20 protein-coding genes are annotated in these 21,249 nt (G+C 71.0%); 13 read left to right on the forward strand and 7 right to left on the reverse strand.

The annotated features are described in order from the left end of the window. Positions 1-9: 9 nt before the first annotated feature. The 5 genes from AB0I22_RS27995 to AB0I22_RS28015 all read left to right on the forward strand — a co-directional run bounded on the left by AB0I22_RS27995 (position 10) and on the right by AB0I22_RS28015 (position 5,288). Positions 10-1,386, forward strand: coding sequence for a diaminobutyrate--2-oxoglutarate transaminase family protein (locus AB0I22_RS27995; RefSeq protein ID WP_363133702.1), 1,377 nt, complete (start codon positions 10-12; stop codon positions 1,384-1,386). Between the two features lie 10 nt (positions 1,387-1,396). Beyond that, positions 1,397-2,473 carry an amidinotransferase gene (locus AB0I22_RS28000; protein ID WP_363133703.1) on the forward strand — a complete coding sequence of 359 codons (1,077 nt, stop codon included), beginning with the start codon at positions 1,397-1,399 and terminating at the stop codon, positions 2,471-2,473. A 139-nt stretch (positions 2,474-2,612) separates the two neighbouring features. Further along, positions 2,613-2,987 (forward strand): hypothetical protein, encoded by a 375-nt coding sequence (locus AB0I22_RS28005; protein WP_363133704.1) that lies wholly within the window; start codon positions 2,613-2,615, stop codon positions 2,985-2,987. Between the two features lie 87 nt (positions 2,988-3,074). Beyond that, positions 3,075-3,419 carry a hypothetical protein gene (locus tag AB0I22_RS28010; protein WP_363133705.1) on the forward strand — a complete coding sequence of 115 codons (345 nt, stop codon included), beginning with the start codon at positions 3,075-3,077 and terminating at the stop codon, positions 3,417-3,419. A gap of 3 nt (positions 3,420-3,422) precedes the next feature. Beyond that, positions 3,423-5,288, forward strand: coding sequence for an SUMF1/EgtB/PvdO family nonheme iron enzyme (locus AB0I22_RS28015; protein WP_363133706.1), 1,866 nt, complete (start codon positions 3,423-3,425; stop codon positions 5,286-5,288). Between the two features lie 566 nt (positions 5,289-5,854). On the opposite strand, the gene AB0I22_RS28020 is transcribed toward AB0I22_RS28015, so the two are convergent. The 4 genes from AB0I22_RS28020 to AB0I22_RS28035 form a co-directional block, all read right to left on the reverse strand. Next, entirely contained in the window at positions 5,855-7,051 is a 1,197-nt protein-coding gene (locus AB0I22_RS28020; protein WP_363133707.1) for an acyl-CoA dehydrogenase family protein, read from the reverse strand. 118 nt (positions 7,052-7,169) lie between these two features. Further along, the gene (locus AB0I22_RS28025) at positions 7,170-7,721 is read right to left on the reverse strand and encodes a hypothetical protein (protein ID WP_363133708.1); all 552 of its coding nucleotides are present in this window, start codon (positions 7,719-7,721) and stop codon (positions 7,170-7,172) included. Positions 7,722-7,784: 63 nt separating this feature from the next. Beyond that, a complete protein-coding gene (locus AB0I22_RS28030) occupies positions 7,785-8,525 on the reverse strand; it encodes a 2OG-Fe(II) oxygenase (protein WP_363133709.1) in 741 nt (246 codons plus the stop codon). A 70-nt stretch (positions 8,526-8,595) separates the two neighbouring features. After that, positions 8,596-9,120: a methylated-DNA--[protein]-cysteine S-methyltransferase gene (locus AB0I22_RS28035; protein WP_363133710.1), complete on the reverse strand. Its 525-nt coding sequence runs from the start codon at positions 9,118-9,120 to the stop codon at positions 8,596-8,598. A 679-nt stretch (positions 9,121-9,799) separates the two neighbouring features. Between AB0I22_RS28035 and AB0I22_RS28040 the strand changes: the two genes are divergently transcribed. Beyond that, on the forward strand, positions 9,800-10,774 hold the full coding sequence (locus AB0I22_RS28040) for a helix-turn-helix domain-containing protein (RefSeq protein ID WP_363133711.1): 975 nt from the start codon (positions 9,800-9,802) through the stop codon (positions 10,772-10,774). 153 nt (positions 10,775-10,927) lie between these two features. Here AB0I22_RS28040 and AB0I22_RS28045 read toward each other — a convergent pair whose 3' ends face one another. Continuing rightward, positions 10,928-11,683 (reverse strand): hypothetical protein, encoded by a 756-nt coding sequence (locus AB0I22_RS28045; RefSeq protein WP_363133712.1) that lies wholly within the window; start codon positions 11,681-11,683, stop codon positions 10,928-10,930. 283 nt (positions 11,684-11,966) lie between these two features. On the opposite strand from AB0I22_RS28045, the gene AB0I22_RS28050 reads away from it, so the two are divergent. Genes AB0I22_RS28050 through AB0I22_RS28060 form a run of 3 tightly spaced genes read left to right on the forward strand, consistent with a single transcriptional unit; the run spans position 11,967 to position 13,389 of the window. Next, positions 11,967-12,146: a CopG family transcriptional regulator gene (locus tag AB0I22_RS28050; RefSeq protein WP_363133713.1), complete on the forward strand. Its 180-nt coding sequence runs from the start codon at positions 11,967-11,969 to the stop codon at positions 12,144-12,146. Between the two features lies 1 nt (position 12,147). Next, a complete protein-coding gene (locus AB0I22_RS28055; RefSeq protein ID WP_363133714.1) occupies positions 12,148-12,492 on the forward strand; it encodes a VOC family protein in 345 nt (114 codons plus the stop codon). Positions 12,493-12,531: 39 nt separating this feature from the next. Further along, positions 12,532-13,389: a class I SAM-dependent methyltransferase gene (locus tag AB0I22_RS28060; RefSeq protein ID WP_363133715.1), complete on the forward strand. Its 858-nt coding sequence runs from the start codon at positions 12,532-12,534 to the stop codon at positions 13,387-13,389. A gap of 187 nt (positions 13,390-13,576) precedes the next feature. Here the strand turns inward: AB0I22_RS28060 and AB0I22_RS28065 are convergent, their stop codons facing one another. Together AB0I22_RS28065 and AB0I22_RS28070 are read right to left on the reverse strand one after the other, a co-directional pair. Further along, positions 13,577-14,944: an MBL fold metallo-hydrolase gene (locus AB0I22_RS28065; protein ID WP_363133716.1), complete on the reverse strand. Its 1,368-nt coding sequence runs from the start codon at positions 14,942-14,944 to the stop codon at positions 13,577-13,579. Between the two features lie 298 nt (positions 14,945-15,242). Next, on the reverse strand, positions 15,243-15,455 hold the full coding sequence (locus tag AB0I22_RS28070; protein ID WP_363133717.1) for a helix-turn-helix domain-containing protein: 213 nt from the start codon (positions 15,453-15,455) through the stop codon (positions 15,243-15,245). Between the two features lie 112 nt (positions 15,456-15,567). Here AB0I22_RS28070 and AB0I22_RS28075 point away from each other — a divergent pair, with 112 nt between their 5' ends. From AB0I22_RS28075 to meaB, 4 genes are all read left to right on the forward strand, one after another. Beyond that, on the forward strand, positions 15,568-15,993 hold the full coding sequence (locus AB0I22_RS28075) for an MFS transporter (RefSeq protein ID WP_363133718.1): 426 nt from the start codon (positions 15,568-15,570) through the stop codon (positions 15,991-15,993). A gap of 122 nt (positions 15,994-16,115) precedes the next feature. Continuing rightward, on the forward strand, positions 16,116-17,918 hold the full coding sequence (locus tag AB0I22_RS28080; RefSeq protein WP_363133719.1) for a methylmalonyl-CoA mutase family protein: 1,803 nt from the start codon (positions 16,116-16,118) through the stop codon (positions 17,916-17,918). 8 nt (positions 17,919-17,926) lie between these two features. Then, on the forward strand, positions 17,927-20,227 hold the full coding sequence (scpA, locus tag AB0I22_RS28085) for a methylmalonyl-CoA mutase (protein ID WP_363133752.1): 2,301 nt from the start codon (positions 17,927-17,929) through the stop codon (positions 20,225-20,227). A 19-nt stretch (positions 20,228-20,246) separates the two neighbouring features. Beyond that, on the forward strand, positions 20,247-21,233 hold the full coding sequence (gene meaB / locus AB0I22_RS28090) for a methylmalonyl Co-A mutase-associated GTPase MeaB (RefSeq protein WP_363133720.1): 987 nt from the start codon (positions 20,247-20,249) through the stop codon (positions 21,231-21,233). The last annotated feature ends 16 nt before the right edge of the window (positions 21,234-21,249 follow it).

Here is a 21,249-nt window from a genome sequence, read left to right on the forward strand (position 1 = left end):
TTGGCATCCATGACTCCGCGCTCGCTGAGTGAGCCCAAGGTCGTCACCGAGATACCGGGACCGATCAGCCGTGCATATCTGAAACGGCAGGAGGCACGCGAGTCCAACGCACGCAGCTATCCGCGCCACCTGCCGGTAGCGGTGCAACGGGCCCAGGGCGCCCTGGTCGAGGACGTGGACGGGAACGTCTTCCTGGACTTCCTCAGCGGCGCCGGCGTCCTGTCGCTCGGCCACAGCCACCCGGACGTCGTCGCAGCGGTCGCTGACCAGCTGACCACGTATGTCCATGGGCTGGACCTGCCGACCCCGGCCAAGGACCGGTTCACCGGCCTGTTACTGGAGATGCTGCCCGCGTCGATGCGGGACCGCTTCGTCGTGCACTTCTGCGGACCCACCGGCGCCAACGGCGTCGAGGCCGCCATCAAGCTATGCAAGATCGCCACCGGGCGCGGCGAGGTCATCGCGTTCCAGGGCGGATTCCACGGCAGCACGGCCGGCGCCATGGCAGTGACTGGCGACGTCGGTTCCAGGAAGCGGGTGGCCAACGGGGTGCCCGGCGTGCACTTCTTCCCGTTCTCCTACTGCCGGCGCTGCCCAGTCGGGCTGACCCCGCAGACCTGCACAACCAACTGCGTCACTTACCTGGAGCGGGCCCTGGACGACACGCACAGCGGGGTGCCGAAGCCAGCGGCAGTGATCGTCGAGGCCGTCCAAGGCGAGGGGGGCGGTATTCCCGCCACCGGCGACTTCCTGCGACGGCTACGGGCGGCCACCTACAGGCACGGTATACCGCTGATCTTGGACGAAATCCAGACCGGCTGCGGCCGGACCGGCACGTGGTACGCGTTCGAGCAGTACGGAATCGAACCGGACGTCATCGTCAGCTCCAAGGCGCTGTCCGGCATCGGCCTGCCCGTCTCGGTCCTGCTCTTCGACCGGGATCTGAACCAGTGGGACCCTGGCGCGCACATCGGGACGTTCCGGGGCAACCAGCTGGCCTTCGCGGGCGGCGCCGCCGCCATCGACGTGATCCGGCGCGACAACGTGCTGGCCAACGTCCGGGCCCGCGGGCAGCAGCTGACCGAGCTGCTGCAGGGCATCGCGGCGCGCAGCGCTTCGGTGGCCGAGATCCGCGGCGTCGGGCTGATGCAGTGCGTCGAGCTGGTGGATCCCGAGACCGGCGCCGACGAGACGGAGCTGGCCGCGGCCGTGCAGGCGGCGGCGCTGCGGGCCGGCGTCATCCTCGAACGCGGCGGGCGCGGCGCCGACGGAGGGTGCGTGCTGCGGCTGTTGCCGCCGCTGACCATCACCGAGCAGGAACTGGACCAGGGAGTCCGCCTGCTGGAGCAGGCGTTCCGAGAAGCGGACCACAACTTCGTGCGATAAGGAGCACCCGATGGCAAAGGTAAATTCCCACACCGAATGGCAGCCGCTGGAGGAGGTCATCGTCGGTGACCCATCCGGCGCGATGATCCCTTCCTGGACACGGATCGAGGACACCACCGTCCCGCCGGGCACAACTCATCTCGAAGGCGTCATCGGCCGACCTGGCACCCCCTACGCGAAGGAGCTGGTGGAGGGAGCCCTGCAGTGCCTCGACGAGTTCATCGGCATCCTGACCGAGGCCGGCACCATCGTGCGGCGTCCGCAACTCCCCGACCACTCCGCGCCGTTCGCCACTCCCGGATGGTCCCAGGCTCACGGCTGGTCGTGCGCGAACCCGCGGGACGTGCTGCTGTTGATCGGCGACGAGTTCATCGAGGCGCCGATGCCCGACCGCGGTCGGCACTTCGAGGCATGGGCCTACCGGGAGTTGCTGAACGAGTACTTCCGGCAGGGCGCCCGCTGGGTGGCCGCGCCCAAACCGCGACTGCTGGACGACCTGTATGTGCCCGAATACCGGGCTCCCGAGCAGGATGAGCCAGTCCGTTGGGGCCTGACCGACGTGGAGCCGGTCTTCGATGCAGCCGACATTCTGCGCTGTGGGCGGGACATCTTCATCGAGCAGAGCCAGGTGACCAACTCTGCGGGTGTCGCATGGCTGCGGCGGCACCTGGGCGACCGGTACCGAGTCCACGAGGTGCGGCCACGCTACCGGCGCCAGATGCATATCGACACCTCGCTGGTTCTGCTCGCACCGGGAAAGGCCCTGGTGAATCCAGATTTTCTCGACCCGGATGACCTGCCGGTCGCCCTGTCCGGCTGGGATCTGCTCATCCCGCCGGCGCCGGTGGTGACTCCGAAACTCGCGCGGGGTGTGATGAGCAAGTGGAGCGCGATCAACATGTTCTCCATCGATGAACGACGGGTCGTGGTCGAACGTAGCCAAGTACCGCTCATTCGTGCGCTGGAGGGATGGGGATTCGAGCCGATTCCGTGTTCTTTCGAGGACTACACGCTATTCGGAGGCGCATTCCACTGCGCCACACTGGACATCCGCAGGACCGGTGAATGCGAATCATATTTCGACTGATTCGGCGTGCGGGGCGCCTCGTACGCGAGGGCGCCCTGACTATGTCCGATCCAGGCGGAAGGCCTCGACCGGAGTCCGCAGACTGGTAGCGTCTCAACCAACGGCGACGGGCCGTCAGACCCCATTCAGGAGAGGCAACATGACAACGCAGCAAGGCGAGTTCGAGACAGCATCGATCAAACCGACAATTTCCCACGACGACCTCTCGAAGATCGACATCCGAGTCGGCACAATCGAGAGCGTCGAGGACATGCCAAAATCAGACAAGCTTGTCCGGCTGACTGTGGACTTCGGCGATCATCAGCGCAAGATCATCGTCGGCATGAAGAAGGAACGGGACAATCCGGCCGAGGTGGTGGGACTTCAGGCGCTTTTCGTGGTCAACCTCGAACCACGCAAGATGATGGGCGAACTCTCCGAAGGCATGCTCTTCGATATCGGTTACGCCGACAAGTTGATCCCGGTGCTCGCGCTTCCGGAGAAGCCCGTTCCGAACGGCACGCGCGTCGGCTGACCGGCGGTGCGAGGCGGAAGCTCGGACCGGTTCCGAGGCGGAGGGGCCGCCGGTGAACGGTAATCCTTAGGGAGGGGACAGAGCACCTTGCTCATCGAGATAGGTATCACCGGCGACGACGCCGAGGCAGAACTGCGTTCGCTGCGCGACTGGCTGGCGGACGAGCCCGACATCCGTCGGCACACCCAGATCACCCTGGCCGCGGCCGAACCGGAACCGGGCGACATGGGCTCCGCGCTCGACTTGATCAAGCTGGTGGCCGACGAGGGCTTCCAGTTGGCAAACCTGGCCATCGCGTACGCCGCGTGGAAGGCCACCCGCTCCCGCCGGTCGAACGTCAGCGTGCGGCGCGACGGCGAACCCGTCCCGCTGGACGAAGCGCAGGCCGACGGCCCGGGCTCAGACCAGGCGGCACCCGGCGAGCAGGACTGACCGGTGCCGTCGCTACCCGACCCCGCCGGCTCCCGGGCAGTCCTCCTCGGCACCGGGCACTTCGACAGACCCGACCTCCCCGAGATATCCGCCATCAGGAACAACCTCTCGGCATTGGCCGAGGCCCTGCGGTCGGAGCGGGTCTGGGGACTGTCCCGCGAGCACTGCGTCTTGGTGGAGGACCCCTCGACCAATGTCGGCATGCTCGACCCCATCGCCACCGCCGCAGGCGAGGCCACCGACACCCTGCTGCTGTACTACGCGGGCCACGGCCTGGTGGACTCCAAGCGCGGGGACCTGCATCTGACGCTCACCACGACCAACGCCCAGCGGATCTACACGGCGGTACCCTACGACGTCATCCGCGACATCCTGCTCGACAGCCGTGCCGCCTGCCGCATCGTCATCCTCGACTGTTGTTACAGCGGCCGGGCACTGGGCACGATGGCCGATCCAGCCACCACGGTGGTGGACGAGGTAAGTGCCGAGGGTACGTACATACTGGCCGCCGCCTCGGAGAACAAGGTTGCGCTGGCACCCCCCGGCGAGCCGTTCACCGCGTTCACCGCCGAACTGCTGGACATCTTCCAGCGCGGCGTCGAAGGCGCCGGGGAACTGCTCGACCTGGACACTATCTACCGCCGAATACAGGGCAACCTGCGGGGACGGTCCCGGCCCGTCCCGCAGAAGCGAGACCGCAACACCGCGGGCCAGACGCCGCTGGTGCAGAACCAGGCGCACCCGACGATCATCGAACGCAACGCAAGCAGGCGCGAGTTCCTCCAGGTCAACGCCGGCGTCGCGGAGGTCACCCACGCCATGCTGGAGCAGCTGGGGTCGCTTGCCCCCGCTGAACGTACCGAGGCCGCGCACGCCCTGGGCTGGCTGGACAACGCGGAACAGCCGGTGCTGGAACAGCTGTACACCGTCGCCGACCACGACACTGACCCGCGGGTCCGGCAGTCGGCCAAGAACGCGCTGCTGCGGCTGGGTGAAGCCGGGCGCTTCGGCATCGTCCGCATCCCGGCGGGCGAGTTTCGCATGGGCACCAGCGACCGTCAGCGCGCCTACCTCCGGCATCACTACGGCATGGAGGGTTCGTGGACCTACAGTGAGAGCCCGGAGCGCACGGTCTCCCTGCCCGAGTTCTACATCGACCGAACCCTGGTAACGAACGCCCAGTTCGCCGAGTTCACGCAGGCGACCGGCTACCGCACAGTCGCGGAGACTCTCGGCAGCGGCCACATCAAGCTACCGGGTAGCGACAACGTCTCCGAGGTCGAGGGCGTGAACTGGACCCGTCCGGCCGGGGCCGGCTCCACCTGGCGCGACGTTCCCGACCACCCGGTGGTGTTGCTGGCCTCGCAGGACGCTGTCGCCTACGCCACCTGGGTGGGCAAGCGGCTGCCCACCGAGGCAGAATGGGAGAAGGCCGCTCGCGGAACCGACGGCCGGCTGTGGCCCTGGGGCGACACTTGGGAAGATGGGCGCTGTAACACCGCCGATTTCCACGTGCGGCGCACCGGCGGCGGCGTCAGGGCCCAGTGGTGGCGCTCTTTCAGCCAGCTCAAGGACGCCCCGCTGACCACCCCCGTCGGCGCGTTCCCACAGGGCGCCAGCCCCTACGGGCTGCTCGATTGCGCCGGCAACGCGTGCGAGCGCACCAGCAACTGGTACGAGGCCTACCCCGACGCCTGGGAGAGCTCGCAACAGTACGGCACGACATACCACGTGCTGCGCGGCGGGGCCTTCCACCACGGCCCGGAGCTCGCCCGCACCGCTGCCCGTGACTTCGCCCATCCGCTCTTCCGCACCTTCCACGACGGCTTCCGCTGCGTCACCGACCTGGCGGCGGAAACGGACCGGTGATAAGCAGAGGCCGGTGGCGGGAGGAGAGCATGGAGCCGGTTCGGCCACTGGGCGGGTTCTCCGAGCAGCAGGGGCGCCGACCGCCTGCGTGGCGGAGATGCCCGCACATGAGCCGGACCGACCGCGCGCTCTTTCGCCGCGAATACTTGTTCGCGCTCACGACAGCGAGCGGGGCTTGGCCTGCCCCCGGGGTCGACACCCCATGAATCTGCGAACCAGACGCTGGCTCCTCGCCCCGGTACGCCAGTGGCGCACCCACAACCTCATCATGAGCCAACGCCCAGCAGTATTGGAAGAACCCACCTGCGGCAACGACTGAACCTCTACGCAACCCGACTCGCCTCGGCGTGCGACCAAGACGAGCCGCTCGTCGTCGATGTCGGCGTTGCAGCCTCGGAGCAAACCGCCATGTCCCGGAGAACCGAACCTCACCGAATGACATAACGGCACGGGTGCAGCTACCGAAGTCACAAGCCCCAAGATCCGCTACCTGCGGAGGCCGGTGTCACGCACAGTGTCGACTATCCCGCTCTTGTGCCAACTGAAAAGCTTCGTCACAGACGGGGCTAACGCCGCACCCGCGGCATCCCCAGCCCGATCCAGGAGATGATCTCTCGCTGGATCTCGTTGTTGCCGCCGCCGAAGGTGAAGATGACGGCGCTGCGGTAGCCGCGTTCGAGTTCGCCGTGGAGCACCGCGCCGGCCGAGCCCTCCTTCAGGGGGCCGGCGGCGGCGGCCACCTCCATGAGCCAGGCGTAGGCGTCGCGCCGCGCCTCGGAGCCGTAGACCTTGACGGCGGAGGCGTCCTGGGGGGTGAGGGCGGCGTGCTGGAGGGCGTCGACCATGCGCCAGTTGAGCAGTTTCATCGCGTCGAGCCTGGCGTGCGTACGGGCTAGGCGGCCGCGTACCCAGGCCAGGTCGATGACGCGGCGGCCGTCGGCGAGTTTGGTCTCGGCGGCCCAGCGCCGGACGTCGGCCAGCGCGCGGATGGCCATGGTGCCGTGGGCGGCGAGGGTGACGCGCTCGTGGTTGAGCTGGGTGGTGATCAGCCGCCAGCCCTTGTTCTCCTCGCCGACCCGGCGCGTGACGGGGACGCGGACGTTCTCGTAGTAGCTGGCGGTGGTGTCGTGGGAGGCGAGGGTGTTGATGAGGGTGCAGGAGTAGCCGGGGTCGGTGGTCGGGACGAGGAGGATGGTGATGCCCTTGTGGGGCGGGGCCGCCGGGTCCGTACGGACGGCGAGCCAGACCCAGTCGGCGGTGTCGCCGTTGGTGGTCCAGATCTTCTGGCCGTTGACGACGTACTCCGCGCCCTCCGCACCCTCTTCGCCGTCCCGCACGGCGCGGGTCTTGAGGGCCGCGAGGTCGGTGCCGGCGTCGGGCTCGCTGTAGCCGATGGCGAAATCGAGCTCGCCGGAGAGGATGCGCGGCAGGAAGTACCGCTTCTGCTCCTCGGTGCCGAACTGCATGATCGTCGGGCCGACCGTGTTCAGCGCCATGAGCGGCAGCGGCACGCCCGCCTGGGCGGCCTCGTCGAAGAAGATGAACTGCTCCATGGGCGTCATGCCGCGCCCGCCGTACTCCTTCGGCCAGCCGACGCCGAGCCAGCCGTCGGAGCCGAGACGGCGGACGGTCTCCCGGTAGAAACCCTTCTGCGCGGCGGGGTCGGCGTAGCGGGCGTAGGCGTTGTCGGGCGCCAGCTCCGCGAAGTACGCACGCAGTTCGGTGCGCAGCCGCTGCTGTTCCGGCGTGTATTCGAGGTGCACGGGCCCTCCTGGAGGCTGGGATCGCGCGGACTCCGCGCCGACCGCGCACAGAGTAGAACCCGTTACAGAAATTAGGAACCCGGGGCAGCGTACGAATCCACGGCCCCGGCCGACGCCGCTACGTCCCCGACCCTGGCGCGTAGTGGGTGAGCCGGTCGTGGTCCACCTCCCAGACTCCCCCGTCCGCCGAGGCGCCGCGCAGCCCGTGCACGGTGTCCGGGCCCGCGAGTTCCACGGTGCGCGCGGTGCCGAGCGAGGCGAAGCCGACGGTTCGGGACGGGGCCCAGCCTGTGGAGTGCCGCAGGCGTCGGGCGAGTTGGGCAGCGCCGAGCGGGGCGCCGGCCAGTACCCAGGCGTCGGGCGCCGGGCCGGTCAGCCGGCGGGCGGGGCGCAGCCAGGAGGCCGCGTCCTCGGGCCAGTCGACGACCGCGACGACCTCCCTGCCCAGGCCCTCCCAGGTCCGGATGAACGCCGCAGCGGCGGTCCGGGAGGCGGCGTCGCGTCCGTGGCCGACGGTGACGGACCACGCCCGCAGACGTGGCTCGTTCAGCAGGCATACGACGGAAGCCAGCTCGGCATCGGTGTGCGCGCCGGGCGCTGGAGTCGGGTCGGCGCTCGGCGGGCGGATTCTGGGTGAACCGCTCCCCCCGGCCTGCCGGGGAACGTTCATACGGCCTCGCTTTCTCGTACGGGCGGGAGCAGGTGCGCGTGGCCGGGGGCCGTCCGGCGGTCATCAGGCGGCGTCGTGGAAGACGAGGCCGAGGGTGCGCCGGTGGCCCGATCGCACCGCGCTGACGCCGTGCCGCATCGGGGCCGCCGACCATCCGCGCTTGCCGAGGACCGGCCGGTCCCGGGTGGTGAAGACCAGCCCGTGGCCCTGGCGCAGCGTGGCGGCCGTGCCGCGGGACTGGGCGCGCGGGCGCTGCTCGACGAGCAGGAACTCGCCGCCCGTGTAGTCGTCGCCCGCCACGTCGAGGCCGATGACGACCTGGAGGGGGAAGACCGCGTCCCCGAACAGGTCGCGGTGCAGGGCATTCCAGTCGCCGGGCCCGTACCGCAGCAGTATCTGGGACGGCTTGGCCTGCCCCGCCGCGCGGCACATCTCCAGCCACTCCTGGAGGCTGTCGGGCCAGGGGGCGGGGCGGCCGAGCCGGCCGGCCCAGTCGCGGGCGATGGGCAGCAGGCGCGGATAGAGGGCTTCGCGCAGTGCCCGCACCGCTTCGGGGAGCGGGTCGGCGAAGTAGCGGTACTGGCCGGAGCCGAAGCGGTAGCGGGCCATGTCGATGGTGGAGCGGAAGTGCTCCGCCTCGTCGTAGAGCGCGGCCAGCTCGCGGCACTGCTCGGGGGTGAGGAGCGGGCAGGTGGTCGCGCAGCCGTAGCCGTCCAGCTCTTCGGCGAGCGCCTGCCAGTCGGCTTCGGCGACGCGTGCGCTCGCGGCGCCTGGCGTGAGGGTGGTCGGGGCCGGAGTGGTCATGGTCGTGGTTCCTTGTGCCTTCGGGACCGGATGCGGTCGGTCGGTGGTCCGGGGCGCGCCGGGGGCAGGGTCAGGCGACCCGTACGGCTTCCTCGCCCGCGGCCTGCCCCTCGTGCAGCAGCAGTTGCCGCTTGCGGTCGAGGCCGCCGGCGTAGCCGGTCAGGGCGCCGTCCGCGCCGATGACGCGGTGGCAGGGGCGTACGACCAGCAGCGGATTCGCGCCGATCGCCGCGGCCACGGCCCGTACGGCGGAGCGCGGCACGCCGATCCGGTCGGCGAGGCGGCCGTAGGCCGTCGTGGTGCCGTACGGGAGGGCGTCCAGTGCCCGCCAGACCCGCTGCTGGAATTCGGTGCCCCGGGCGGCGTACTCGATGTCGAAACTGGTGCGACCGCCGTCGAAATACGACCGCAATTGCGCGGTGATGACCGCGAACGCGTCGGGCGCGTGGTGCCATCCGTCCTGGACGGCCTCCCCGGTCCGCTGTCCGGGCATGGACACGGACGCGAGCGCCGTGCCGCCCTCGGCGGTCTCCGACTCCTCACCGACCAGGAGCAGCTCGCCCAGTGGGCTGTCGATCGTCGTGTAGAAGGTCATGTCCGTCGTCGCCTCTCTCCCGTGTGCGCCGCTGGTGCGATTTCTTGTCACATTTCGAGAGTGCGGCTCGGCGATCGCTTTCGCTGGCGGGATTCGGACATGGCGCTGGGGCCGCGCGTAACCGGTCGCGGCGCTGCTCAGCGCGGTTCCGGCGCCGGCTGATCACAGCCCTTCATCGCTCGGCACAACGGCGGTATGGCTCCGACATCGCTCCGGCATCGCTCCGGAAAAGCACGTGCGGGCAGCGGCGGATACCCCCGGTGCACGGTCTTCGCCCTGCACGTCCTCAACGGCACCGGCAAGGCCACGGCCGCTACCGGGCCCCGGCGTACCCCCGGGTGTGGACGTTCGTGGCGCGGTGTAGAGACGTACGGGGCGGGTGCGAGCGCTGAGCCGATACCGCTCGGCGCCGGCGGGCGCCAATTGTCTCGCCCCCCGTGCGAGGCAATTGGCGTGATTCCCGCCGTTCATCGACGTGCTTCGACGCTTCGTCGTCCTCGGCGCTTCCGCTTCGACGGATGACGACTCTAGGCTGGCCGTGCCCCGCAGACTTTGCTGAGCGTGCACGAAACTTGGTCGGTTGTGCGCCGGACCTCGCTTGCCGCGCCGCGACACCTGCCCCGCAGACCCACTGCCACTGCCACCGCCCGTCAGGGCCTCTCAGGGAGGGGGCGTCTGGGTGCGCGAGACGCTGGACACCAACGCCATTCCGCCGGGAGACCGGGAAGAGCTGATCCGGCACGCGGTGTGGGAGGCCGTCGTGCGCATCGACATCAACCACCACCTCCCGCCGACGGACCTCGCGGTCAAGGTGGAGCTGGACAACGTCGGACTCATCGGCATCTGCTCCGCGCAGGCCACGGGCCTGACGATCCATCGGACGCCGCGGCTGGCGCGGGAGGACACGGAGCCGGCGGTGTTCCTCGGGCTCCAGCTCTCGGGCTCCAGCATGGTCGTGCAGAACGGCCGCGAAGCCCTGCTGAAACCCGGCGACTTCGCCCTCTACGACACGGCCGTCCCGTACACGCTCGCCTTCGACTCCGGCGTCGACCAGCACTTCCTGCGCTTCCCCCGATCGGCGCTCGCGCTGCCCGAACGGTCGCTGCGCGAGATCACCGCCACGACGCTGGGCCCCGACAACCCCGTCGCCGGGCTCGCGGCCGGCTACTTCACGCAACTGGCCGTGACCGAGGCCCTGCACCGCGGCCCGAACGCCGAGGCGATAGCGGAGCCCAGCATCGAGCTGGTCCGCGCGGTCGTCGCCTCGCAGCTGGGCGACTCCGACTTGGCCCGCGCCCCCATGGCGGAGACGCTGAACCTGCGGATCATGCGCTACCTCCGCGCGCACCTCGCCGACCACGATCTCTCCGCCGAGCGGATCGCCGCCGCGCACGGCATCTCGGTCCGCCATCTGTACACGGTGCTGGCCAAGTCGAACGTGACGCTGGGCGAGTGGATCCGCTCGCACCGCCTGGAGGAGTGCCGCCGGGAACTGGCCGATCCGCGGGCCCGCTACCGGACGATCGCGGCCATCGCGCGCGGCTGGGGCTTCGTGGACGCCACGCATTTCAGCAAGGTGTTCAAGCAGGCGTACGGCCTGTCCCCGCGGGCCTGGCGCAACCTCGACCGTCCGGCCGAGACGGCTGACCGCTGACCGTCGTCGGCGAGACGGCCGACCGCTGACCGACCCCGGGCGGGGCGGCCAACCGCTGACCGCCCCCGGCGAGGCGGCCGACGGTACGGACGGGGTGGCCGCCCTGGATCGCGAGGCGGGCCGCACGCCGTCGAGCCGCCACGCCCCGGAGCGCTACCTCCTGAAGCCGCGAGCCAGCTTCCCGAAGACGCCGCCCAGTCGGCGCAACAACCCCCTGCGGCGGCGGGGCACGGTGACGGCCCCGGCGGCCCGCCAGTCGGCGGCCTGGTTCACCATGGCCGTCAGGCTCAGGCAGAAGGCGGAAGCGCGGTCGGCTCCGTCCAGGTCGCACCAGACCAGCAGGTGCGAGAGGACGCCGTCGTACTCGTGGTACGGGCGGGCCTGCGCGTGGTCGACCAGCTTGGTGCGCATGGTCCGCTGCCGCTCCGCCGGGAGCCCGGAGCCGGGCAGTTCGCGCACGAGTTGCCGGACGTTGTGCAGGACCAGGTCGACGAAGGCGTCGCGCTGGTTCGCGGCCACCCCGCGCAGCCGAGCGTTCTGGAAGTCCTCCTCACGCCCCGGCGTCTCGTCCCGCACCCGGTCGCGGTCGGCGTCGGACAGCGCGGGCGTCGGGAAGTTCAGCATGTCGGAGCCGTAGGCCGCGTCGACGGCGACGTGGGTGAGTTCGTGGACGAGCACGGCGACGTGGTCGCTGTGCGACATCCCGTCGGGGCGAGCGTACGAGATGGCGTACTGCCCTTGGCCGAGATGGCGCGTGGTGCCGCCGGACGCGCCCGCTGTCCGTTGGAACGCGGCGTGGTCGAGGTGGCGCAGCAGCTCCCCGAGGAGCCGGGTCGCCGACGTGTTCCGGGTCTGCTCGGAGTACTCGCGCAGGAGTTGCCGGTCCTGCGCCGTCGAGTCGTCTGCCATGGTGTCCTCCGGCGTCCCCGCCCGGTCGGTGGCGGAACCCGGGCGGTGGCGAAAGTCGACGAGCCGTCCTCATCACGTGATCGCGTGATCCCGTGGCCGCCGTCCCCGCCGTGCGGAGGGCCGGCGACCGTACCCGTGGCGCTGCGCTGCTCCGAAGCCTCAAGTGTGGCCGCTCCCGGCCGGGTTCCGGTACTCGCAATCCCGCCTCCTGGACGAGCGGACCCGATTGCCGCGGACCCGATTACCGCACTTGCTAGCTTACTAGCGTGCTAGCATCACCCTTGTGAGTGACGAAGAGGTCAAGCAGTTCAACGTGTACCTGCCGAAAGGGCTGATCAAGCAGGTCAAGCATCACGCCATCGAGTCGGGCATGTCCCTCTCGGCGGTGGTCGCCGCCGCCCTGCGCGCCCACCTTGACGACACCCACGGGCAGCCGCGACAACCACCCGAGAAGGAGAGCTGACATGGCGACCGACGGGATCGAGGCCGTGTTCCTGGAGACCCACAACTGGGGAAAGGCGGCGAAGTTCTTCCAGTCACTGGGCTACGAACTGGACTTCGCGACCGACCACAACTCCGGCCAGTTGCGCAACGGCGACGGCCCCTACGTGTTCATCGCCGAGGTTCCCGAGGACCGGGAGCCCCGCACGCAGCTCGTGATGAAGGTGCCCGACGCGGACGCGTTCCGGCCCGATCCCGCCGTCGAGGTGGTCACGCCCTTCGAGGACACCCATTACGGGACCAGAGAGATGACCGTCCGCGACCCGGACGGACGCCTGTGGAGCCTCCAGGCCCCGGCCGGGAACTGACCACCCGGCCGGGAACTGACCACGAGGAGAGGGACGAGCGTGCCGGACGAACAGAACGAGGCACCGGACAGCACCGCCGTGCGGGTCGCCCTCTGGCGGGCGCTGCACGTACAGCACGACCCGCCGCCGCACGTACTGGAGGACGAGGTCGGCCTGCGGCTGGCGGCTCCCGACGACGGCTGGCGGCAGCGGCCGGACATGGACCCGCGCGGGACGAGCACCTTCCGGGCGGCCATCGTGGCCCGCGCCCGGTTCGTCGAGGACCTGGTCGCCGAGCACGCCGGCCGCGGCGTCGCCCAGTACGTCATCCTGGGGGCCGGCCTGGACACCTTCGCCCAGCGCCGGCCGGAGATCGCTTCCCGCCTGCGGGTCTTCGAGATCGACCAGCCGGGCACCCAGGCCTGGAAGCGCCGTCGCCTGACCGAGCTCGGCTACGGGGTCCCCGACTGGCTGCGGCTGGTGCCGGTCGACTTCGAGGCGGGCGGGGACTGGTGGGAGCGCCTGTCCGAGGCCGGTTTCGACCGCGCCCGGCCGGCCGTCGTCGCCTGCACCGGCGTCACCATGTACCTGACCGCAGACGCCACCGCGGCGACCCTGCGCCGGCTCGCCGGACTCGCCCCCGGCTCGACGCTCGCCATGACGTTCATGCTGCCGACCGAGCTCATCGACGACGCCGACCGCCCCGCCCTGGAGGCGACCAAGCCACGGGCCCAGGCGTCGGGCACCCCGTTCATCAGCTTCTACACCCCGCAGGAGATGCTGGCGCTGGCCCGCGACGCCGGCTTCGAGGACACCCGGCACGTGGCGGGGGCCCTGCTCGCCGAGCGCTACTTCGGCGAGCGGACCGACGGCCTCCGCCCGTCGAGCGGAGAGGACTTCCTGGTCGCGACTGTCTGACGCCCTCGCTCCAAGCGGAGCCGAACGCCGGGCGGCCCGGACCGAGCCGCCCGAACCGAGCCCCCGGACCGAGCCGCCCGGACCAAGCTGCCCGAACCGAGCTGCCCAGGCCGAAAGGCGTATCCCGGCTTCCGGTTCGGGCAGCCGACCGGACAGCCCGCCCGGAGCGCGTACCGGAGCCGCGGGGTCAGCAGGAGTCGATGACCGTCAGCCCCGCCTCTGCGGCGGCCTCGAAACCGTCGTCCACCGCGACGACCCGACGCCCCACGGCGTCGAGGAGCGAAGCGCCGACGGCCGCGCGCATCCCGCCGGCGCAGTGCACCCATACGGTGCCGGGCGGGACCTCGTCCAGGCGGTCGCGGAGTTGGTGGATCGGGATGTGCACCGCCCCTTCGACGCACCCCGCCGCGCGCTCGGAGTCGCGGCGCACATCGAGCACCACCACCGGCTCGCCCCGCTCTCGGGCGGCGGCCAGTTCGGCGAAGGAGGCGCGGGGGAACGACGCGAGCCGCCCGCCTTCCGGTATCCAGCTCAGCGGGTCGCCGGTGGCGGCGCCGGCCGGCCGGTCGATGCCGACCCGCACCAGTTCCCGCTGCGCGGCGGCGATCTGCTCGGGCGTCTCGGCGAGCAGCGTGACGGGCTTGCCCCACGGAATCAGCCAGGCCAGGTACGTGGCCAACCGGCCGTCGCCCTCGAAGTTGAACGAACCGGCCACATGGCCTGCCGCGAAGGCGACGCGGCTGCGCAGATCCACCACCCACTCCCCGGCCGCCAGCCGCTCGGCGATCCGCGCGGCGTCGGCGGGCTCGGGCGGGGTGAGGTCGACGGGGGCGGGGCCGGCGGCGTTGAGCGGGCCCATATGCGCGTAGTACGCCGGTATCTCCTCCAGTCCGGCCAGCAGTTGGGCGACGAAGGCATCGGCGTCCAGGGTGAGCGCGTCGTTGGTCCGCCGTTCCTTGCCGATGGTGGTGGCGTCGCCCGTGGCCTGGGCGGAGGAACAGAAGCTGCCGAAGCCGTGGGTGGGCAGCACCCGCACCTCGTCGTCGAGCGCGGCGGCGAGCCGGTGCGCGGAGGCGTGCTGGTCACGGGCCAGCCGCTCGGTCAGCCGCGGCTCCACCAGGTCCGGCCGCCCCACCGTGCCGATGAGCAGCGACCCGCCGGTGAAGGCGGCCACCGCGCGTCCGCCGTCCTCCAGCACGTACGCGGTGTGGTGCGGCGTATGGCCGGGCGTGGCGACGGCGCGCAGCACCAGCCCCTCGTCCACGGGGACGGTGTCGCCGTCGGCGACGGGCACCCGGGCGAAGGAGACGTCGGCGGCGGCCGGAACCAGGTAGCGGGCCCCGGTGATCCGGGCCAGCTCCAGGCCGCCGGAGACGTAGTCGTTGTGCACGTGCGTCTCGGCCACATAGGCGATCCGCGCCCCGTGCCGGGCAGCGGCGGCGATCACCTGGTCGATGTCGCGCGGCGGGTCGATCACGACCGCGCTACGGGCGCCGCCCGCCAGGTAGCTGCGATTGCCCAGGCCCTCGAACGTCAGGGTGTCGACGAAGAACACGGTTCCGGCTCCTTCACACGGCAATGTGTCACCGGGTCCGGGCTGCTCCTGGGGGCTGGTGCGTTCGCCCGTCCGGCATCGCCTCTATGACTGCGGGTACCGCAGCGCCGACAGTCCGAACCGTCTCGCGTCCGGGCGACCGCGCTCCGTAAGACCGGAAGGCCGGGCGGCCGGGCGGCCGGGGCCATGAGGCGGCTAGTGCACCCGGACCTCTCCGGGCCGCACCGCGCTCGCCCACTGACGAGCGTCACCGATGCCCGCCCGCTGACGGGCATCGCCGAGCCCATGTTTCGGCCCGTCAGTCCGTGTGCGGCCGCCGCGTGTGCTTCTTATGGGCGGCCTGACGCGAGATGCCGAGCGGCTCGGCGATGTCGCGCCAGGCCCAGCCGGCCTCGCGCGCCCGGTCGACCTGGCGCGCCTCCATCTCCTCGACCGCCTTCCGCAGCGCCCGCACGGCGGCCAGCCCTTCACGGCCCTCACCGACCGTCGCAGCAGCAACTAGTTGATTCACCTTCGCCTCATCCACGACGTCAACACAAGCTGACGAACGCGTCGAACGTCAAGCGATTCACGCATCCCTGTCACCCATGGTTGACGCCACCCTCATGTCAACCTAGGTTGACATGAGGCGAGTGCAACCCCGCCCCCACGAGGAAAAGAGGGACGCTGTGCCACGTGCGCGATCGACACCCACTGAGAAACCAACCTCTCCAACGCCACCCAGAAGGCAGGCAGTTCCGTCCTTCATCGGGCTGATGCTCGCCATGCTCCTGGCCACCCTGGACACCCAGATCGTCGCCACGGCGATGCCGGCCATCAGCGGCGATCTCGACGGCGTCGAGCGGTTCGCCTGGGTCAGCACCGCGTACCTGCTGGCCTTCAGCGTCGTCACGCCGCTCTGCGGAAAACTCGGCGATCTCTTCGGGCGCAAGCGGGTCTTCGTCTTCGCTATCGCGATTTTCCTCATCGGATCGGCCCTGTGCGGCACCGCCGGATCGATGACCCAGCTCTTCGTCTTCCGCAGCGTGCAAACTCTCTCGACGCGCTGATGCGCCACCCCGGTCCGGCGCCCTAATCCGCCCCGCCGTCAAGATCAAGCCAACCCGATAGAGGGCAAGGTCACAGCCGTGCCCCCTGCAGCTCACCTGCGGTCGCGGCCTAGCATCCGAGCATGACTGTCCTGCCTGACGACGGGCTCTCGCTGGCCTCCGAGTTCCCTGACGCCACCCATGAGCAGTGGCAACACCTGGTCGAGGGCGTCCTGCGCAAGTCGGGCAGGGAGTTCTCGGGGGCGGCGGCGGAGGACGCCCTGTCCACCGAGATCGAGGACGGGCTGCGCAGCCGCCCCCTGTACACCGCCGACAGTTCGGCGCCCGACCCCGGTCTTCCCGGGTTCGCCCCCTTCGTCCGGGGCGGTCGCCCGGAGGGCAATGTGCTCGGGGGGTGGGACGTACGGCAGCAGCACACGGCGGCCGACGGCGGGGCGGTGCTGGCGGATCTGGAGAACGGCGTCACGTCGCTGTGGCTGGTCGTGGGCGAGCACGGAATCCCCGTGGCGTCACTCGATCGGGTGGTCGACGGGGTCTATCTCGATCTGGCGCCCGTCGTCCTCGACGCGGGAGACGGCGTCGAGGCCGCCGCCGGGGAGCTGTTGCGGCTGTACGGGGAGCGCGGTGTCGCCAAGGAGGCGGCGCGCGGCAACCTGGGGGCCGACCCGCTGGGGTTCGAGGCCCGTACGGGGGACACGTTCGGCTTCGCGCCCGTCGCCGAGCTCGCGCGGCGGTGCGGCGAGGAGTATCCGGGGCTGCGGGCGCTGACCGTGGACGCGCTGCCGTACCACGAGGCCGGCGGGTCGGCGGCGCAGGAGCTGGGGAGTTCGCTGGCGACCGGCGTCGCCTATCTGCGGGAGCTGACGGCGGCGGGGCTCACCGTCGGGCAGGCCGTCGCGCAGCTGGAGTTCCGGTACGCGGCCACCGCCGACCAGTTCCTGACGATCGCCAAGCTGCGCGCCGCGCGCCGGCTGTGGGCGCGGGTGGCGGAGGTGTGCGGGGCCGAGGGCCGGCAGGTGCAGCACGCCGTGACCTCGCCGGTCATGATGTCCCGCCGCGACCCGTGGGTGAACATGCTGCGCACGACGGTCGCGACGCTGGCGGCCGGGGTGGGCGGCGCGGACGCCGTCACCGTGCTGCCCTTCGACCACGCCCTCGGGCTGCCGGACGCGTTCGCCCGCCGGATCGCCCGCAACACCTCGACGATCCTGGTCGAGGAGTCGCACCTGTCGCGGGTGATCGACCCGGCGGGCGGCTCCTGGTACGTGGAGCGGCTCACCGACGAACTGGCCGCCGCGGCGTGGGGGTTCTTCCAGCACGTCGAGGAGCTGGGCGGACAGGCCGCCGCCCTGCGCTCCGGCCGGCTCGGCCAGGACCTCGCCGACACCTGGCGGGCGCGCAGCGCGAAACTCGCGAAGCGGCGCGAGCCGATCACCGGGGTCAGCGAGTTCCCGAACCTCGCGGAGCGGCCCGTGGAGCGCGAACCCGCCCCGGCGCCGCCGTCCGGCGGGCTGCCGCGGGTACGGCGCGACGAGGCGTTCGAGGCCCTGCGGGCCCGCTCCGACCGCCACCTCGCGGCGACCGGGGCCCGGCCGCGGATCTTCCTCGCCGCCCTCGGGCCCGCCGCGGCCCACACCGCCCGCGTCACCTTCGCCGCCAACCTGTTCCAGGCGGGCGGCATCGAGCCCGTCGACCAGGGGTCGTTCGAGGACAGCGGCGCCACCGAGGTCTGCCTGTGCTCCAGCGACGCGCTGTACGAGGAGCAGGCCGCCCAGGTCGCCGGGGCGCTCAGAGAGGCGGGCGCCCGGCATGTGTTCCTGGCGGGCCGGCCCGGGCAGTACCCAGGTGTCGACGCCTATGTCTTCGCCGGCTGCGACGCCGTCGCCGTGCTCTCCGCCGCCCTCGACCGTATGGGAGTGTCCTGATGGCAACGATGGGAATCCCGGACTTCTCCGGGATCGGCCTCGGGACGCCGAAGCCCGGCGACGACAGGCCCGGCGACGACAGGCCCGGCGACGGCAAGCCCGGTGACGACAGGCCCGGCGGCAGCGCCGAGGAGTGGCACGACGCCGTCAAGAAGGCCGCCGCCGGGGACGACCTCCGCTGGGAGACCCCGGAGGGCATCTCCGTCAAACCGCTCTACACCGGGCAGGACGTGGAGGGCCTGGACTTCCTCGGCACCTACCCGGGCATCGCCCCGTACCTGCGCGGCCCGTACCCGACGATGTACGTCAACCAGCCCTGGACGATCCGCCAGTACGCGGGTTTCTCCACGGCCGAGGAGTCCAACGCCTTCTACCGGCGCAACCTCGCGGCGGGCCAGAAGGGGCTGTCGGTCGCCTTCGACCTGCCCACCCACCGCGGCTACGACAGCGACCACCCGCGGGTGACCGGTGACGTCGGCATGGCGGGCGTGGCGATCGACTCGATCTACGACATGCGGCAGCTCTTCGACGGGATTCCGCTCGACCGGATGACCGTGTCGATGACGATGAACGGCGCCGTGCTGCCCGTGCTCGCGCTCTACGTCGTGGCCGCGGAGGAGCAGGGCGTGCCGCCGGAGAAGCTGGCGGGGACCATCCAGAACGACATCCTCAAGGAGTTCATGGTCCGCAACACCTACATCTATCCGCCGAAGCCCTCGATGCGGATCATCTCCGACATCTTCGCCTACACCTCGCAGCGCATGCCGCGCTACAACTCCATCTCCATCTCCGGCTACCACATCCAGGAGGCCGGGGCCACGGCCGATCTGGAGCTGGCGTACACGCTGGCCGACGGAGTGGAGTACATCCGGGCCGGGCGGGCCGCGGGGATGGACGTGGACGCGTTCGCGCCCCGGCTCTCCTTCTTCTGGGCGATCGGCATGAACTTCTTCATGGAGATCGCCAAGATGCGCGCCGCGCGGCTGCTGTGGGCCAAGCTGGTCCGGCAGTTCGATCCGAAGAACGCCAAGTCCCTTTCGCTGCGGACGCATTCGCAGACCTCCGGCTGGTCGCTGACGGCGCAGGACGTGTTCAACAACGTGACGCGTACGTGCGTGGAGGCGATGGCCGCGACCCAGGGCCACACCCAGTCCCTGCACACCAACGCCCTCGACGAGGCCCTGGCCCTGCCCACCGACTTCTCGGCGCGCATCGCCCGCAACACCCAGCTGCTGATCCAGCAGGAGTCGGGCACCACCCGGTCGATCGACCCGTGGGGCGGCAGCGCTTACGTGGAGCGGCTGACGTACGACCTGGCGCGCCGGGCGTGGCAGCACATCGAGGAGGTCGAGGCGGCGGGCGGCATGGCGCAGGCCATCGACGCCGGCATCCCGAAGCTGCGGGTGGAGGAGGCCGCGGCCCGCACCCAGGCCCGGATCGACTCGGGCCGCCAGCCGGTCATCGGCGTGAACAAGTACCGCGTCGAGACGGACGAGCAGATCGACGTCCTGAAGGTCGACAACTCCTCCGTACGCGCCCAGCAGATCGACAAGTTGCGGCGGCTGCGCGCCGAGCGCGACGAACAGGTCTGCCAGGACGCGCTGCACGCGCTGACCCGCGCCGCCGAGTCCACCGGCAACCTGCTGGAGCTCGCCGTGGACGCGGCCCGCGCGATGGCCACCGTCGGGGAGATCTCCGACGCCCTGGAGAAGGTGTACGGGCGGCACGCGAGCCAGATCCGTACGATCTCCGGTGTGTACCGCAACGAAGCCGGCGACTCCCCGTCCATCGAGCGCACCCGCACGCTGGTGGCCTCCTTCGAGGAGGCCGAGGGCCGGCGCCCCCGGATGCTGGTCGCCAAGATGGGCCAGGACGGCCACGACCGCGGCCAGAAGGTGATCGCCACCGCCTTCGCCGACCTCGGCTTCGACGTCGACGTCGGCCCGCTGTTCCAGACGCCGGGTGAAGTGGCCCGCCAGGCCGTCGAGGCGGACGTGCACATCGTCGGGGTGTCGTCGCTGGCCGCCGGCCATCTCACGCTCGTACCGGCGCTGCGCGAGCAGCTCGCGGAGGAGGGGCGCGAGGACATCATGGTCGTGGTCGGCGGGGTGATCCCGCCGCAGGACGTGGCCACGCTCCTGGAGATGGGCGCGGCGGCGGTCTTCCCGCCCGGCACGGTCATCCCGGACGCCGCGTACGACCTGGTGCGGCGGCTCGCCGCCGGTCTCGGACACGGCGAGCTCGGCCAGGACGCGACCGGTACCGGTCCCTCCGGCGCCGTTCCCGCCGATCCCGGCCACGGCCGCTGACGGCCCGGCGACGGCACCCATGGCGATCGACCTCGACACCTATGTGAAGGGTGTGCTCGACGGGAAGCGGGCGCTGGTGGCGCGGGCCATCACGCTCGTCGAGTCCACCCGGCCCGACCACCGGGCCCTGGCGCAGGAGTTGCTCACCGAGCTGCTGCCGCACAGCGGCCGGGCCCGGCGGATCGGCATCAGCGGGGTGCCGGGCGTCGGCAAGTCGACGTTCATCGACGCGTTCGGCACCCGGCTCACCGGGCTCGGGCACCGGGTCGCGGTGCTCGCCGTCGACCCGTCGTCGAGCCGTACCGGCGGGTCCATTCTGGGCGACAAGACGCGTATGGAGCGCCTGGCCGTCGACCCGGCGGCGTTCGTGCGCCCCTCCCCCACCGCCGGGACGCTCGGCGGGGTCGCCAAGGCGACCCGCGAGTCGATCGTGGTGATGGAGGCCGCCGGCTACGACGTGGTGCTCGTGGAGACCGTCGGCGTCGGGCAGTCCGAGACGGCGGTCGCGAACATGGTGGACTCCTTCCTGCTGCTGACCCTGGCCCGTACCGGGGACCAGTTGCAGGGCATCAAGAAGGGCGTCCTGGAGCTGGCGGACGTCATCGCCGTGAACAAGGCCGACGGGCCGCACGAGCGCGACGCGCGGGGGGCGGCTCGGGAGCTGGCGGGCGCGCTGCGGCTGATGCACTCCGCCGACGCCGCCTGGACGCCGCCGGTGCTCAGTTGCAGCGCCCGCGAGTCGACGGGCCTGGACACGGTGTGGGAACGCCTCGAACAGCACCGTGCGCTCCTCGACTCCACCGGCCGCCTGGCCGCCAAGCGCCGTGACCAGCAGGTGGACTGGACGTGGACGATGGTCCGCGACGAGCTCCTGAGCCGGCTGCACGCCGACCCGGCCGTACGCGCCCTGGCGCCCAATCTCGAACGGCGGGTCCAGGAGGGCGAGTTGACCGCCACCCTCGCCGCCGAGCGCATTCTCGACGCCTTCCGCACCGGGTCCGGCTGACCCTCGCGGGGACGCG

This window comes from Streptomyces sp. NPDC050610 (assembly GCF_040654875.1).
In the GTDB taxonomy this organism is placed as follows: Bacteria; Actinomycetota; Actinomycetes; order Streptomycetales; family Streptomycetaceae; genus Streptomyces.